This window comes from Shewanella carassii (assembly GCF_002777975.1).
Classification (GTDB): Bacteria; Pseudomonadota; Gammaproteobacteria; order Enterobacterales; family Shewanellaceae; genus Shewanella; species Shewanella carassii.
Genome location: NZ_NGVS01000029.1, coordinates 40,464 through 53,752 on the forward strand (window position 1 = coordinate 40,464; position 13,289 = coordinate 53,752).

The 13,289-nt window shown below is 54.2% G+C and carries 17 protein-coding genes; 3 read left to right on the forward strand and 14 right to left on the reverse strand.

The window, feature by feature from the left end:
* Genes flgH through CBE72_RS14310 form a run of 7 tightly spaced genes read right to left on the reverse strand, consistent with a single transcriptional unit; the run spans nucleotide 1 to nucleotide 4,867 of the window.
* Nucleotides 1–663 (reverse strand): flagellar basal body L-ring protein FlgH, encoded by a 663-nt coding sequence (gene flgH, locus CBE72_RS14280; protein ID WP_100144550.1) that lies wholly within the window; start codon nucleotides 661–663, stop codon nucleotides 1–3.
* Nucleotides 664–668: 5 nt separating this feature from the next.
* On the reverse strand, nucleotides 669–1,454 hold the full coding sequence (gene flgG / locus CBE72_RS14285) for a flagellar basal-body rod protein FlgG (protein WP_100144395.1): 786 nt from the start codon (nucleotides 1,452–1,454) through the stop codon (nucleotides 669–671).
* A 19-nt stretch (nucleotides 1,455–1,473) separates the two neighbouring features.
* On the reverse strand, nucleotides 1,474–2,205 hold the full coding sequence (locus tag CBE72_RS14290; protein WP_100144397.1) for a flagellar basal body rod protein FlgF: 732 nt from the start codon (nucleotides 2,203–2,205) through the stop codon (nucleotides 1,474–1,476).
* Between the two features lie 10 nt (nucleotides 2,206–2,215).
* Entirely contained in the window at nucleotides 2,216–3,415 is a 1,200-nt protein-coding gene (flgE, locus tag CBE72_RS14295; protein WP_100144399.1) for a flagellar hook protein FlgE, read from the reverse strand.
* 11 nt (nucleotides 3,416–3,426) lie between these two features.
* Nucleotides 3,427–4,092, reverse strand: a complete 666-nt coding sequence (locus CBE72_RS14300; RefSeq protein ID WP_100144402.1) for a FlgD immunoglobulin-like domain containing protein — start codon at nucleotides 4,090–4,092, stop codon at nucleotides 3,427–3,429.
* Nucleotides 4,093–4,103: 11 nt separating this feature from the next.
* The gene (gene flgC, locus CBE72_RS14305; protein WP_100144404.1) at nucleotides 4,104–4,514 is read right to left on the reverse strand and encodes a flagellar basal body rod protein FlgC; all 411 of its coding nucleotides are present in this window, start codon (nucleotides 4,512–4,514) and stop codon (nucleotides 4,104–4,106) included.
* Nucleotides 4,515–4,516: 2 nt separating this feature from the next.
* Nucleotides 4,517–4,867: a flagellar basal body rod protein FlgB gene (locus tag CBE72_RS14310; RefSeq protein ID WP_100144552.1), complete on the reverse strand. Its 351-nt coding sequence runs from the start codon at nucleotides 4,865–4,867 to the stop codon at nucleotides 4,517–4,519.
* A gap of 79 nt (nucleotides 4,868–4,946) precedes the next feature.
* On the opposite strand from CBE72_RS14310, the gene flgA reads away from it, so the two are divergent.
* From flgA to flgN, 3 genes are read left to right on the forward strand one after another with little or no spacing between them, the layout of a single operon-like run.
* Complete coding sequence (flgA, locus tag CBE72_RS14315) at nucleotides 4,947–5,693, forward strand: flagellar basal body P-ring formation chaperone FlgA (protein WP_100144406.1); 747 nt, start codon at nucleotides 4,947–4,949, stop codon at nucleotides 5,691–5,693.
* Nucleotides 5,694–5,753: 60 nt separating this feature from the next.
* Nucleotides 5,754–6,038 (forward strand): flagellar biosynthesis anti-sigma factor FlgM, encoded by a 285-nt coding sequence (gene flgM, locus CBE72_RS14320; protein WP_100144408.1) that lies wholly within the window; start codon nucleotides 5,754–5,756, stop codon nucleotides 6,036–6,038.
* Nucleotides 6,035–6,487: a flagellar export chaperone FlgN gene (gene flgN / locus CBE72_RS14325; RefSeq protein ID WP_100144410.1), complete on the forward strand. Its 453-nt coding sequence runs from the start codon at nucleotides 6,035–6,037 to the stop codon at nucleotides 6,485–6,487. Before flgM ends, flgN begins: the two co-directional genes overlap by 4 nt.
* On the opposite strand, the gene CBE72_RS14330 is transcribed toward flgN, so the two are convergent.
* Genes CBE72_RS14330 through CBE72_RS14360 form a run of 7 tightly spaced genes read right to left on the reverse strand, consistent with a single transcriptional unit; the run spans nucleotide 6,470 to nucleotide 13,229 of the window.
* Complete coding sequence (locus tag CBE72_RS14330; protein WP_100144412.1) at nucleotides 6,470–6,901, reverse strand: hypothetical protein; 432 nt, start codon at nucleotides 6,899–6,901, stop codon at nucleotides 6,470–6,472. The genes flgN and CBE72_RS14330 overlap by 18 nt on opposite strands.
* Nucleotides 6,898–8,223, reverse strand: coding sequence for a FliI/YscN family ATPase (locus CBE72_RS14335; RefSeq protein ID WP_100144414.1), 1,326 nt, complete (start codon nucleotides 8,221–8,223; stop codon nucleotides 6,898–6,900). The genes CBE72_RS14330 and CBE72_RS14335 overlap by 4 nt, the downstream gene beginning before the upstream one ends.
* Nucleotides 8,213–8,950, reverse strand: coding sequence for a flagellar assembly protein FliH (gene fliH / locus CBE72_RS14340; RefSeq protein WP_100144416.1), 738 nt, complete (start codon nucleotides 8,948–8,950; stop codon nucleotides 8,213–8,215). Before fliH ends, CBE72_RS14335 begins: the two co-directional genes overlap by 11 nt.
* Nucleotides 8,950–9,936, reverse strand: a complete 987-nt coding sequence (locus CBE72_RS14345) for a flagellar motor switch protein FliG (protein WP_100144554.1) — start codon at nucleotides 9,934–9,936, stop codon at nucleotides 8,950–8,952. The genes fliH and CBE72_RS14345 overlap by 1 nt, the downstream gene beginning before the upstream one ends.
* Before the next feature lie 10 nt (nucleotides 9,937–9,946).
* Nucleotides 9,947–11,614 (reverse strand): flagellar basal-body MS-ring/collar protein FliF, encoded by a 1,668-nt coding sequence (gene fliF / locus CBE72_RS14350; RefSeq protein ID WP_100144418.1) that lies wholly within the window; start codon nucleotides 11,612–11,614, stop codon nucleotides 9,947–9,949.
* 9 nt (nucleotides 11,615–11,623) lie between these two features.
* Nucleotides 11,624–11,959, reverse strand: coding sequence for a flagellar hook-basal body complex protein FliE (fliE, locus tag CBE72_RS14355; protein WP_100144420.1), 336 nt, complete (start codon nucleotides 11,957–11,959; stop codon nucleotides 11,624–11,626).
* A gap of 25 nt (nucleotides 11,960–11,984) precedes the next feature.
* Entirely contained in the window at nucleotides 11,985–13,229 is a 1,245-nt protein-coding gene (locus CBE72_RS14360; RefSeq protein WP_100144556.1) for a sigma-54 interaction domain-containing protein, read from the reverse strand.
* Nucleotides 13,230–13,289: the final 60 nt, after the last annotated feature.

Below are 13,289 nucleotides of genomic sequence, written 5' to 3' on the forward strand. Positions count from 1 at the left end.
TTACATCGGGAACCAAGGGCTATTGAAGTAGCGTGCCGCCCAACCCATGGCGTTGCTGTCGGCAATGGCCCCCTGGCCACCATAGATAATGCGGGCATCGGCAATCCGCTGTGATGAGATAGTGTTTTGGTTATCTATGTCATCCGAGCGGATAAGCCCGATAAGACGTAGATACTCATCACCCTGACTGAGACGAAGCCATTTCTCACCACGGATCAACAGCACGCCGTTAGGCATCACCTTGGCCACTGTCACTGTGATGGCACCGGAAAGCTGGTTTTGCTGAGTCGTAGCGCCACTGCCATTGAAGCCGCGGCCGAACTTGCCCTCACCATTGGCACTTAAGCTGCTGTCTTCCACCGCCCCCTGAAAACCAAAGTTCAGATCCTGAGACTTATTGGTCTGGGTATTGGCCTTCTTGCTGGAATAGGTCTTCTCATCTAGGGATACAGTGAGAATGTCTCCCTCGCGAAAGGCCCGCTTATCCTTGAACAGGGTCAACATAAAGCCGGGGCGATACAGGCTGCCGTCTTTGGCATCGGGCAGCGAATAGTCCACCTCGGGCGGCGCCCAATCCTTATTGCCCGGCTGTTGTTCTGCGTCGGGGAAGTGGGAGATACAACCACTGAGCGACAGCATCAGCAGTGCCAACAAGAGTCTCATTATCTTCATACCGATTGGTTCAGGAATTTCAGCATGTCGTCAGTGGCAGAGACCACCTTGGCATTCATCTCGTAGGCTCTCTGAGTCGAGATCATCTCTACCATCTCTTCGACCACGTTGACGTTGGCCCCTTCCAGAGCCCCCTGACGCAGACTACCCAAAGCTTCCTCGCCGGGAACCCCTTCGATCGGCACGCCGGATGATGCGGTTTCGTGGTACAAGTTGTTACCACGAGATTCGAGCCCGGCCGGGTTGGCAAAGTGTGCTAGCGTGATCTGTCCCAGCTCAGCGGCCTCGGCCTGACCGGCAACCTTGGCGCTCACCACACCGTTTTCGGCTATGGTGATCCCGGTGGCCGTTTCGGGGATCTGAATATTGGGTACCAAGGGCAAGCCCTGGGAGGTCACCATCATGCCATCACTGTTGCGATAAAACTGACCATCGCGGCTGTAAGCCACTTCGCCATTGGCTTCCTCAATCTGGAAGAAACCCTGGCCCTCGATAGCGATGTCCAGCTGCTGATTGGTCGTCAGAATATCACCCGTGGTGAACACCTTTTGGGTGCTGGCTACCCGTGCCCCGGTGCCCAACTGCAGCCCAGAAGGCAACTCATTGAGCTCGTCTACTTGGCCGCCGGGTTGGCGTTGTACCTGATAGAAGAGATCGTTGAAGCCAACTCTATCGCGTTTGAAACCTGTGGTATTGACGTTGGCCAGGTTGTTGGCGATGGTCGTCATCTTCACATCTTGAGCCGTTAAGCCGGTTTTACTCACCCATAATGCCGATTGCATCTAAAACTCTCCTCAATAATTAGGCATCACGCAGCAGGCGATTACCTGCCTCGGCCAACTTTTCTGCGCTTTTCATTAGCTTGATTTGCACTTCAAACTGGCGTCCCAGATCCATAGATGCCAGCAGTTCCCCCACGGCATCGACATTGCTGCTCTCCAACGCGCCAGAGGCGACTCTTACTTGCTCAGAGACCTGCGCCTCACCATTGTTGGCGTAAAATAGGCCATCGGCCCCCTTGTGCAGTTCGGTCTGAGCCGCATTCACCAACTTGAGTTGACCGACTTCTTCGATCAGCCCGCCCTGCTCGGCAATAACAGATAAGCGCCCGTCCTCGCTGACGATCAAATCGCTGTACTGAGGCAGAACCATGGGACCGTTGGTGCTCATCAGCGGAAATCCGTTGACCAAGAGCTCGCCATTGGCGTTTTCACTGATGGCACCGTTGCGGGTATAGGCTTCACCCTCAGGTGTTTGCACCGTGAAATAGCCATCGCCCTTGATCGCCAGATCCAAAGGGCGGCCGGTGGTCATCATTTCACCATGCTGGCTGTTGAAACCGGCAATCTGGGTCTGCGGCAGGATCCGCGAAGCGAAGCTACCCTGGGTAACTTCGACCGGAAGCGCAGCAACCCGTTCCAGATCGGCCCGGAACCCCTGGGTATCGGCGTTGGCCAGGTTATTGGCCCGAATCGCCTGGGATTGCAAAATACGGCTGGCCCCTTGGGCCGCGGTATAAATCATCTTATCCATGGGTTATCCGTTAAATGGCGTTCAGCAGGGCCTGCTGCATGGTCGAGTTGGTATCCAGCACCTTGGCATTGGACTGATAGTTGCGCTGCGCCGTCATCAGGCTCACCATTTCGGCGGTGGTATCCACGTTGGATCCCTCAAGATAAGCCCCCTTCAGGCTACCCAGAGTTCCGCTTCCGGGAGCGCCGACTGTGGCTTGACCTGCAGCCGCAGAGGCTTGCCAGGCGTTGTTACTCACAGGCGTCAAACCATTGGGATTATTGAAGTCAGCCAGTGCGACTTGGCCTTGCAGCAACTCCTGACCATTGGTGTAGGTACCATAGATCATGCCGCTGTCATCCAGGCGGATCTTGTTGAACTCACCGGCGGCATAACCATCCTGACTCAAACTGGAGTTGTTATAGTCATTGGCGTACTGGGTGAATCCGTCATAACTGATGGCCAGGTTAAGGTCTTCAGCGCCATCTTTGGCCGGCAATGTCAGGTCTAACTCTTTACCGCTGGTCAGGCTGCCTTTCTTATTAAACTGCAGGCTGTGGCCATCTTTAGGCTCGAGGATGACAGAGTCCAGCACGAAGTAGACTTTCCATTCATTGTCGCCGGTCTTGGCATAATACTGAGTCAGGGAACGCTGATTACCGAGCGAATCGAACACGCTCACAGTGCCTGAAGAGTGATAACTCGCTGGCTTATCGGGAGAAAATGGTTCTTTGGCCGGATCAATCGCTTCCATACGCGCATCTAAGTTAGACACCTGATTGACCTGTTTCGAGGCCTTGGCCGGCAGAGAACCTGTCTTGATCTGCAAATCACCCATGGTCCCTGTCTGCAATACCCCCTCGGCATTGGCTGGATAGCCCTGCAAACGGTTACCGACCGGATCTGTGATAAAGCCCAGTGCATCCTGGCCGAAGATCCCAGCGCGAGCATAAAGGTTTGACCCTTCGGTGCCACGCAGCATAAAGAAACCACTGCCCTGGATACCCATATCCAGTTCACGGCCGGTATAGGTCAGCGTACCTTCGCGGGAAAAGTTTTGGCTGGTGTTCATCACATTGACACCGGCACCCATGCCGCTGTTGTAGATGGCGGCAAATTCACTGCGACCACCACGGAAACCCCAGGTAGAAGCGTTGGCGATGTTGTTACTTATGGTGTTGAGATCCTGGCTGGTAGCCTGCAATCCACTTAATGCAATATTGAAAGACATCTTGTCTCCTGTTACGAAACTTCGGAAATATCCAGCACAGACACTGTGCCCAAACCATTGGCCAGCTCAGCCATCATCATGCCTTTGGCACTGACGAAATGAACCTTGCTGATTTCGCCGGAAAGAAATGACTGAGCCTTCAGTGCTTTATCTCCATCGCTGGCCTGAACTTTCAACTGATATTCCCCCGGAGGCAGACCCAGCCCCTCGGGGTTGATTTGAAAATCAACGTCGCCCGCAGCCTGAGTGCCAAGCTCCAGGGTTTGCACGGTTTCACCATTAAGATCGCTAATTTCGATCGTGACCGATGAAGCGCTGTGCTCGAGGAAAACCTTGCCGTTAATCGCTTGATCCCCAGCGGTAAAGCTATCTGCCGGTACCATGGCCTGTTTGCCAATCAGGGAAGCCGATTGCACCAAGCCGAGATTTTCCATCATGGTCATCTGGTTTTTCTGGTTGTTGCGCATCGCCTCCAGGCTCTCTACCTGGGAAAACTGCGCCAATTGGCCCAGATACTCGCTGGCATCCAAGGGGTTGGTCGGGTCCTGGTTCTTGATCTGGGCGATCATCAGCGACATGAATTCATTTTTCAGTGAATCGGGATCATTGCCATTGGCGCGAATCGCATCGGCCTTTTGTCCGTCTTCGCGAGTCGTGAGACTAGTTACTTGCTGCATCATTTTGTCCCTTATTTACCCAGAGCCAACAGTCCCTGCTGCATGGAGCGGGCACGGTTCATCACTTCGACACTGGTTTCAAACGCACGACTGGCGGCCATCATATCGGCCATCTCTTCCACTGTGTTGACATTGGAATAGGTCACATAGCCTTCGGCATTGGCCAATGGATGGCCGGGTTCATAACGGGTCTCCAACGGCGCATCGGACTCGACCAAGGCCTTCATCTGTACCCGGGCGCTGACACTGTTATCCTGCTGTTGATACAGAGTCGCGAATACCGGCTTGATCGCCCGATAGGCGCTATCGCTGGATTCTGCCGCGACACCGGCGTTAGCCAAATTACTGGCAATGGCGTTCAACCTCAGGGTCTGTACCGTCATGCCGCTGCCGGCGACCTGGTATATCTCTGCAAATGACACGATTATTTCCCTTCGATGGCGGCCTTCAGGCCTTGGATTTTCATGTTGAGAAAGGTCAAGCTGGTCTGAAAGTCCATGGCGTTTTGCGAAAAGCGCGCCTGTTCCTCTCCCAACTCAACCGTGCTGTTATCGGCACTGGCCTGATAAGGCACCCGATACCCCACTGTGTACTGCCCGGTAAAAGGCACTCCGGCATCCAGCTGCGCCATTAAGGCACCAAAGTCCAGATCTCTGGCTTGATATCCCGGGGTTTCGGCGTTGGCCAGATTACCGGCCAGCACCTTGCTGCGCTCTACCCTGAAATCCAATAATTGAGGATGCAGACCCAATGCCGCATCAAGCTTGATAGCCATGGTTTCTCCTAGTAAGGTATCCATAGTTTTCGCTCCTTATAACAAATACCATGCCAATACTTTTTAACCTTTAAATACAATGACTAAAGAGCAATCCCGTTCAAATTGCGGAACCCCAATTTCCTCTTTCGCCTTGTTGTTTCTGCTGTTATTTCCGCTGCTTCCGTTACCGGCGCTCGGCGCTGCCAGCAAAATTGAGCTGACGGCCAGAGAATATTTGCAGCAACAACTGCAGCAATTTGCTGCGGCCCAAGAGATGAAGCCGCTAAAAAGCCAGATCCATATGAACTTGCCCTCCGGGGTCAAACGTCTGGCCGAGTGCCCGCAACAACCCTCTATCAGGCTGGCGAATCCTTCGGCGCCACTCTGGGGGCGGGTGTCACTCGAAGTAAGCTGTCCGGCGGCCGAATGGCGTTTTTTTCTACGCGCCAGGGTCGATGTCAAAGCCAAGCTACCGGTGTTGACCCAGACGCTGCATAGAGGCAGCGTTATCGAGGCGCAGGACATAGAGTGGCGCTGGCTGACCTTGCAGGCCAGCGACCGGGATATCATCGCCAGCCAACGCGAGCTAATAGGCAAACAGGTGGCCCGCAGGGTCCGTGCCGGGGAAGCTATCTTGTTGCGGCAACTGACCCAGAGTGACTGGGTTCGCGCCGGTGAGCAGGTGATCATTCAAGTCAGTCAGGAGGGTTTTGAGGCACAGATGCCAGGCACAGCTCTGGAAAGCGCCTCCCGTGGAGAGGTGATTCGAGTGCGAAATTTAAGCTCGCAAAAGGTCATCAAGGCCTATCCCATCGCCAAGGGAATTGTCACACCGCAAAATTAATTTTATTTTTGGCAATTGCGGTCGCTTTTACTGATCAGAACATATTTTTTCGGGGGTCCCATGGAAATTACGCATCGTCTGCATACAGTTGTCAGTGACAACGGCGTCACTGCGGCGAATCGGCGTCAACGCCAGCAAACCACGGCATCCACAACTGAGCAGGATAAGGTGAGCCCTGAATATCACTGGCTGAACCAGGCTCAGGCTCAGTTGGCCCAAGAGAGCGAAGTGGATCAACTCAAGGTGGCCGAGTTGCGACAGGCGCTGCAACAGGGCAGTTTTGAGCTGGATGTCGAAGCGATGGCCACGGCCATGCTGCAGCAACATGGGAAACACGCCAAATGAGCGGAAAACGCCAGGCGTTGAACCATCTGGTCGCCGGGATCCGCCAAGACATACTGGATTACCGAGAATTGAAAGCCCTGTTGCAACAGCAGCGCCAGTTGATGCTGCGCCACGATAACCAGGGACTCATTCAACACAATCAACTGCAGGACAGGCTGGTTGCCAAGTTACAACAGAGTTCACAGCAAAGGAGTGGTTATCTGACCCAAATAGGCGTCAGCAATGATCATCAGGGCATCAAGTTATTGGCCCGTAAACTTCCGGCGTCGGCTGGCAGCAAGCTGGAGCAACTGTGGCAACAACTGCTGCAACAAGCCAAGGAGAGTCAGCGGCTTAATGAACTCAATGGTCAGCTATTGGTGCGGCAACAAGAAGTGATCCGCGGCATTCTGGGCATCAATAACGCCGACGAATACCAACAGTCTTCAAGCTCACCTCAGTTTCTCTGAACCCTTAAGTCGCACAGAGCGGCTGCAAGCCAACTCATCAAGTTGAAATTGCTCTTGCTGCTCCTGGCGTTGCCGTTGACGCTGGCGCTGCTGCTCACCGAACCAATTCACCCTTTGATATCGCCCTAACTGCTGCTGCCACAAACCATGCAACCGCTGTTGCTCATTGCCCAATAACTGCTGTTGATTGCTGAGGCTTAATTTCAAGGGTTGCAGCCTTTGCAACAAGGCCTGGCTATTGCGAAGACCCACTATCGAACCCTGACGAAACTGGCTGTAATGAGACTCCAACAAGGCCACCTGCTGTTGCTGCCCTTGCACCTGAGCCTGACGTTGCTGCAACGCCTGCTTTTGTTCTGCCAACTCACTGAGTTTGCGCTGCTCCAAGCTGCTCAGACGTTGCAACAGTTTCATGCTTCACCCCGCAAGGCCTGGGTCAACGCCTGCAACTGTTCCTGACTGCTGGCCAAGTCGACCGCATCTTCTGTGGCTTGAGTGAGATAAGCGGCAATCAATGGATAACATTTTACGGCGGCATCCAACTCGGGATCCTGTCCCGGCTGATAGCCCCCTAACGGCAAGAGTTCCCGTACTTCCTGATAGCGCGCCAACATGCGCCGAACTAACGCCATCTCCTGTTGTTGTTCCTTGGGGGCAATCTGCATTGCCAGACGACTGACCGATGCTCCCAAGTCCAGCGCCGGGAAATGTCCGGCCTCGGCCAGACGACGGCTCAAATAGAAGTGGCCATCCAGTATCGCCTTGGCCGCATCGGCGATGGGATCCTGGGCCTCTTCCCCTTCGGTCAACACGGTGTAAAACGCCGTCAGTGTTCCCTGGGGATGGGTACCGTTACCGGCCATCTCCACCAGAGATGGTAGTTGGGCAAACGCCGATGGCGGATAGCCTTTGGTGGCCGGAGGCTCTCCCAGACTCAGGGCGATCTCCCGCTGCGCCTGGGCGTAACGAGTCAGCGAATCCACCAATAGCAACACCCTATGGCCCTCATCGCGAAAACCACAGGCTATCTGATGACACAAACGCATGGCTCTGAGGCGCATCAGGGGTGAGGTGTCGGCCGGTGCGGCCACGACCACGGCGCGGCGGCGCCCCTCTTCGCCCAGGGCCTGTTCAATAAATTCACGTACTTCGCGACCGCGTTCACCAATCAGTCCCACCACCACACGGTCGGCCTCGGTGAAACGGGTCATCATGCCCAGCAGCACACTCTTGCCCACGCCGGGGCCAGCAAACAGACCGATCCGTTGACCGCAGCCAACCGGCAGCAAGCCGTTGACGGCCCGAACCCCCACATCCAGGATCCGTGATATAGGTTGCCTGGCCAAAGGATTGGGAACCTGAGTCACTGGACGGTATAACTGCACGCCACTCAAGGGGCCCAGTGCGTCCAGAGGCTGACCGAGACCATCGAGAACCCGGCCGAGCAAACCGCTGCCGAGGGGGATCTTATGTGTATCTGTCTGGGGGATCACCCGGGCACCCGGACTGAGCCCCTGGGTATCAGTGATGGGCATAAGACACAGAATGCCTTGATGGAAACCAACAACCTCGGCCTCGACATAGACCCCATCGCGCCGCTCCACCATGGCGCGATCACCTATGCCGAGATTACAGCCAACGGCTTCCAACAACAGGCCACTCACTCGTGTCAGACGCCCATAAATCTGGGCAACCGGTACCATAGGCCAGTTTCCGGTCAAAACATTAGTCTTCATGAGTCTCGACTGGAACCTCTGGGGCTGTCATGACATTGTCATTCAGATGCGCTTCAACCTGATCGAGACAGTTGTTGAGCCGAGTTTCCATGGAGGCATCGGCATCACACTGATCGCAGACCACCCGGCAGCTACCTTGGCTAAGGCTGTCATCGGCCACCAGATGCCATTGTGCCACCTTGTCAGCCGCCAAATGTTGTAGCTGTTTGATGGTCGATGATTCCAGATGGATCTTGATATCAACGGCATCCTTGGGCAGGGCCTGCAGGGTTTCTTCGACCAGGGCGATAATTTGCAACGGCTGCAACGACAACTCACAGCGGATCACCTGTTGTGCCACCCTTCTGACCAGGTCGACAATCAGTTGCTGCTGCGCCTGGATCTGCTGCGCCTGACTCTCACTGAGCAGCTGCTGCAGGGCGGTCATCGGAGTCAACAATTGATTCAGCTGTTCATCTATCTGGGCCAGCCCCTGTTGACGTCCCTGCTCTATCCCTTCACGCAGGCCGGACTGCTGTCCCAGTTGACGGCCCTCGGCTTCCCCCTGGGTCTTACCGGCTTCATAACCCTGTTCCCAGCCTTCCTGGTAGCCACGATCCATTGCCTGCTGGAAGTCTTGCCAATTGCCTTGGGGAGCGCTGGTGTCATTTTCACCTTCCAAAGGGGCAAATTGGTAACGGCGTACCGGGGAACTCCCCAGGCGCCAATGCCGTTTATCTTCAGCCATTATTCAACCACCTGCTCTTCAAACAGCTGCAGCTCAATTTCACCGTTTTCCATCATCTCTTTGGCCGTATCCATAATACTGCGCCGCGCGTCATTGGCCATGCTCAGCGGCACCGCACCCAAGGCTTCTGATTGGGTTTCAATGGCTGAAGACATCCGCTTGGGCAGTGCGGTAAGCAGGGTACGTTTGAGTTCGCCATCGATACCCTTGAGCGCCAAGGCCAGAGACTCGGCTTCGACAGCACCGAGGATCTCCTGCAGGGTTTCCGGCTTCTGACGACCCAAGATAATGAAGTCAAACATGTTTTCGGTCACATCATTGGCCAAGTGGCTATCCTGCAGACGTATCATCTGCATCAAGTGCTCACGATCGCCATCGAAACGGTTAAGAATATCGGCCACCTGACGCACACCGGAAACCTGGGTATGGCTCTTTTCCATCGCCATCACCATGCAGCGTTCCACCAGTTGCCGCAGCTCTTCTACCACATCCCGGTCCAACTCGCCGAGGCGGGCGATACGCACCAACACCTCATCCTGATTGTCGCCAGGCAAGTACTGCAGCACCTGAGCGGCAATTTCCGGCGGCAGCAGGCCCAACATGATGGCTTGCAGTTGCACGTGTTCATGCTGCAGCTCCCGCGCCAACAGCTTGGCATCGACCCATTCGAGCCGCTTCACCAGCATCTTGACCTCATCACCATAGATGCTATCGATAAGCCCCTTGGCGACTCTGTCACCCAGAGCCAAGTCCAGCGTCTTCTGCAGATAGGCTCTCGAGGCCCGGGCAATACCCGCCTGTTCTTTGTAGCGGTCGAAGAAACGATTCAGTACCGCTTCCGCTTCATGCTGAGTCACCGAAGACAGGCGCGCCATCTTGTAACTCAACTGCTCTACGTCCTGGCGGTCGAGATGAGCCATTACTTGGGAAGCACCCTCTTCCCCCATACACAGCAGCAACATGGCGGCCTGTTCAAGATTGTCCAGAGTGGTTTGTTCAGTCACGACTTTTATCCTTCATCCAATGGCTGATCACTTCAGCAACCCTGGCCGGTTCTTCGGTTGCCAACATACCAAGATGTTGCATCTTCACTGTCAATGGCGAGCCTGGCGGTGGCAAGTTGGACTGAGGCAGCGCCTGGCTGTCCTCGGCTTGCAATGCCAGTTGTTCCGGTGCGCTATTTTCCAGTTGCGGCTCGGCCTCTACCGAGATGGCTTTGCTGTCATCGGCACTCTTGTCGGACACCCCTTTGGGGCGGGCACTGCCAGTGGTGAGATGTTGCACCAAGGGGCGCAGGACAAACAAAATCAGCAGTAGCGCCAGCAAAGTACCTATGCCGTACTTGAGGTATTCGAACATATGTTCGTTCTGCCACCAGGGCAGCGGCTCTATCACCGGCTTTTCCGGTACCACAAAGTCAAAGCTATTGATGTTGAGTTGATCACCACGTTCATCAGAAAAACCTATGGCGTCTTTGACCATATCGCTTATCTGTTGCAACTGCTGTGGTTGCCAACCCTCTTTGCCCGCGGCCTGTTGGTTCAGCAGAATCGCAACCGAAAGCCCTTCCAGCTGCATCTGTTGGTATTTGGTGTGCCGCACCGAGCGTCCAACTTCATAAGAGCGGGTCTCCTGTTGCCGCAGGCTGCTCTCTTCGTTGTCCTCTTTCTTGCCTTTCTTCTTGGAGACCGGCTTATTGCTCAGGGCGCCAGGGATCCCCAGGGCCAAGTTGCCATTAGTCTGATCTTTATTGAGCGTTTCCTGAGTCATCACTGGATTGGGATCCACTGACTCTTGGGTTTCTTCAACCTGATTGAAGTTCACCTTGGCGACCAGTTGCACCTGATAGTTGTCTCGCCCCAGGATCGGCGTCAACATCGCCTCGGCGCGGGCAAGCAGGTCATTTTCCAGTTCGCGGGTATACTTGAGCTGTTTGCTGCGAGATTGGCTGATATCTTGCTCGGAAGTCATCTCAGCATTCAGATAATTCCCCGCCTGATCAACGATTTTGACCTGTGCAGGTGCCATGCCGGTAATACTGCCGGAAACCAAATTGGCAATGGCGGCAACCTGGGACTCATTCAGGCGCGCCCCGGAATAGAGTTCCAACATCACAGATGCTGTCGGCTTTTCCGGTTCGGCGCGAATAAACAGGGTTCGCTTGGGGATGGCCAGGTGTACCCGGGCATAACGCACGGCGTCAATGGCCATTATGGTGCGCGCCAGTTCCCCTTCCAATCCATGCAGGTAGCGGGCATGCTCCATAAACTGACTGGTACCGATTGGCGCCTTGGCCAAGTCTTCCAGTCCTTCGGGCAGTTGCGCCTGTACCCCTTTGGCCGCCAATAAGATCCGCGCCGAGCTCAGCTTGTTTTCCGCGACCAGGATCTGTCCTGAGTTGGCATCCAGGCGATAGTCGATACCTTCGCCCTCAAGGATTTCTATGATTTGGCTGCTATCAACCTTCTCCTTGAGCCCATACAAGGGCCGATATCCCTGACTGCCACTCCAGAGAAACAACACCAACACACAGGCGACTGTTGAGGCCAGGATGGCCAGCAACAGCATTTGATTCACATTGGATAACTTTCCCTTTATCGCATCCAGCATGGGCTTCTGTCCGGCGGCAGACTGTTTTGCTGGCAGGGCTAAACTCATCGACATCTATTGTCCTTAAATGGGCATTTTCATCACATCATCAAAAGCTTGTACAAGGCGATTACGCACCTGCATCAAGGCCGAAAACGATAAACTGGCTTTTTGAGACGCCACCATGGCGCCGACCAGATCATCGCTCTTGCCGCTATCGACCGCTTGGGTCAGCATTGATGAAGTCAATTGATCTTGGTTGATCTCCTGCAGCTTCTGTTTCATCAGGCTGCCGAAGGAGACGACTTGCGGGGTATGTCCATCTATGGATGGCATGATTGCGCCCTGGGCGATCTCTTTATGGATCGCCAGGGTTTGCTGGATAGTGTTAAAACCGGCGGAAATACTGTTGTTGCTCATTACTGCCATTCTCTGTTGTCAGCCGTCAGGCGGCCTTGGCCTTGGCTAAAAGGCTGTCGATATCTATGCCGGCATCACGCATCTGTACCAGCTTGTAACGCAGCGCCCGGGTAGTCATTCCCAGAGCATCGGCACTGCGGCTGCGATGACCGCCAAAGCGCTTTAAAACTTCGATGACATATTGAAATTCAGCATGTTTTTTAGAAGCTTTCAGTCCATTAATCGATTCGGGAACCGCCGCCATGACTTCAATATTGTCCGGTAGCCTGATCCCTAAATCGACCACCTGTAAAATAGTGCCATGGCGCATGACTAAGGCTCGTTGGATCACATTTTCCAATTCTCTGACATTGCCTGGCCAGTCATAACTAATTAAGGCTTTTTTCGCCGCTTCGCTTAAATAACATTCATGACCATTAGTCAAATAGCTATAAAGCTGAATAAAATGTTCCGCAAGCGGAATAATATCTTCCGCCCTATCTCTAAGTGGTTTTAATTCCAGCGCCAAGACATCTAAACGATAATAGAGATCTTCCCGGAACCGACCTTGAGAAACAGCTTCTTTTAAATTTTTATTGGTTGCTGCAATCACGCGTATATTTAAGGGAATGACTTTATGACTGCCGACTCTTTCGACCTCCCTTTCCTGCAAAACCCGCAAGAGTTTAGCCTGTAGAGATAAAGGCAATTCGGCGATTTCATCCAATAACAGAGTGCCACCTTCTGCCAATTCGAATTTACCCGGCTGATCTGATGACGCTCCGGTAAAGGCCCCCTTAACATGGCCAAATAATACCGACTCGAGTATCTGTTCAGGAATAGCGGCACAATTCACCGCCACAAAAGGCTGCTCTCTACGACTGGAATGACGGTGAATAAAGTGTGCCAACGGCTCTTTGCCGGTACCACTCTCGCCGGTAAGCAAGACTGTGGTATCGGCCTTGGCGGTTCGGTGAGCCAACATCAACAACTGCCGACTCAGAGGGGAAGCCACCACCAGTTCACTGTCTTCCTGCTCCATCTGCCGCAGGCGAAACAGCAGCTTGATCAGCTGTCCCTCATCCAGGGGCAGCAGCAAGTAGTCTTGTGCTCCAGCCTGCATGGCTTTGACCGCCAGCTCTGTCTGCTCAGGTTGCAGCAGGGCAACCAGATTGTGAGCCCGCTGTCGATGTAAGCGACCAGCGACCTCCTCGGGGGTGCAATCAGAAATATCAACCAGCGCCAACCAGGATTGACCACTCTCTATGATATTGAAGCCTTCGTCTTCCATGAGCTGAGCCGTCTGAGCCGTTACCAGTCCCTTGCAGCCGACCACGCTGTAATTTTTCAA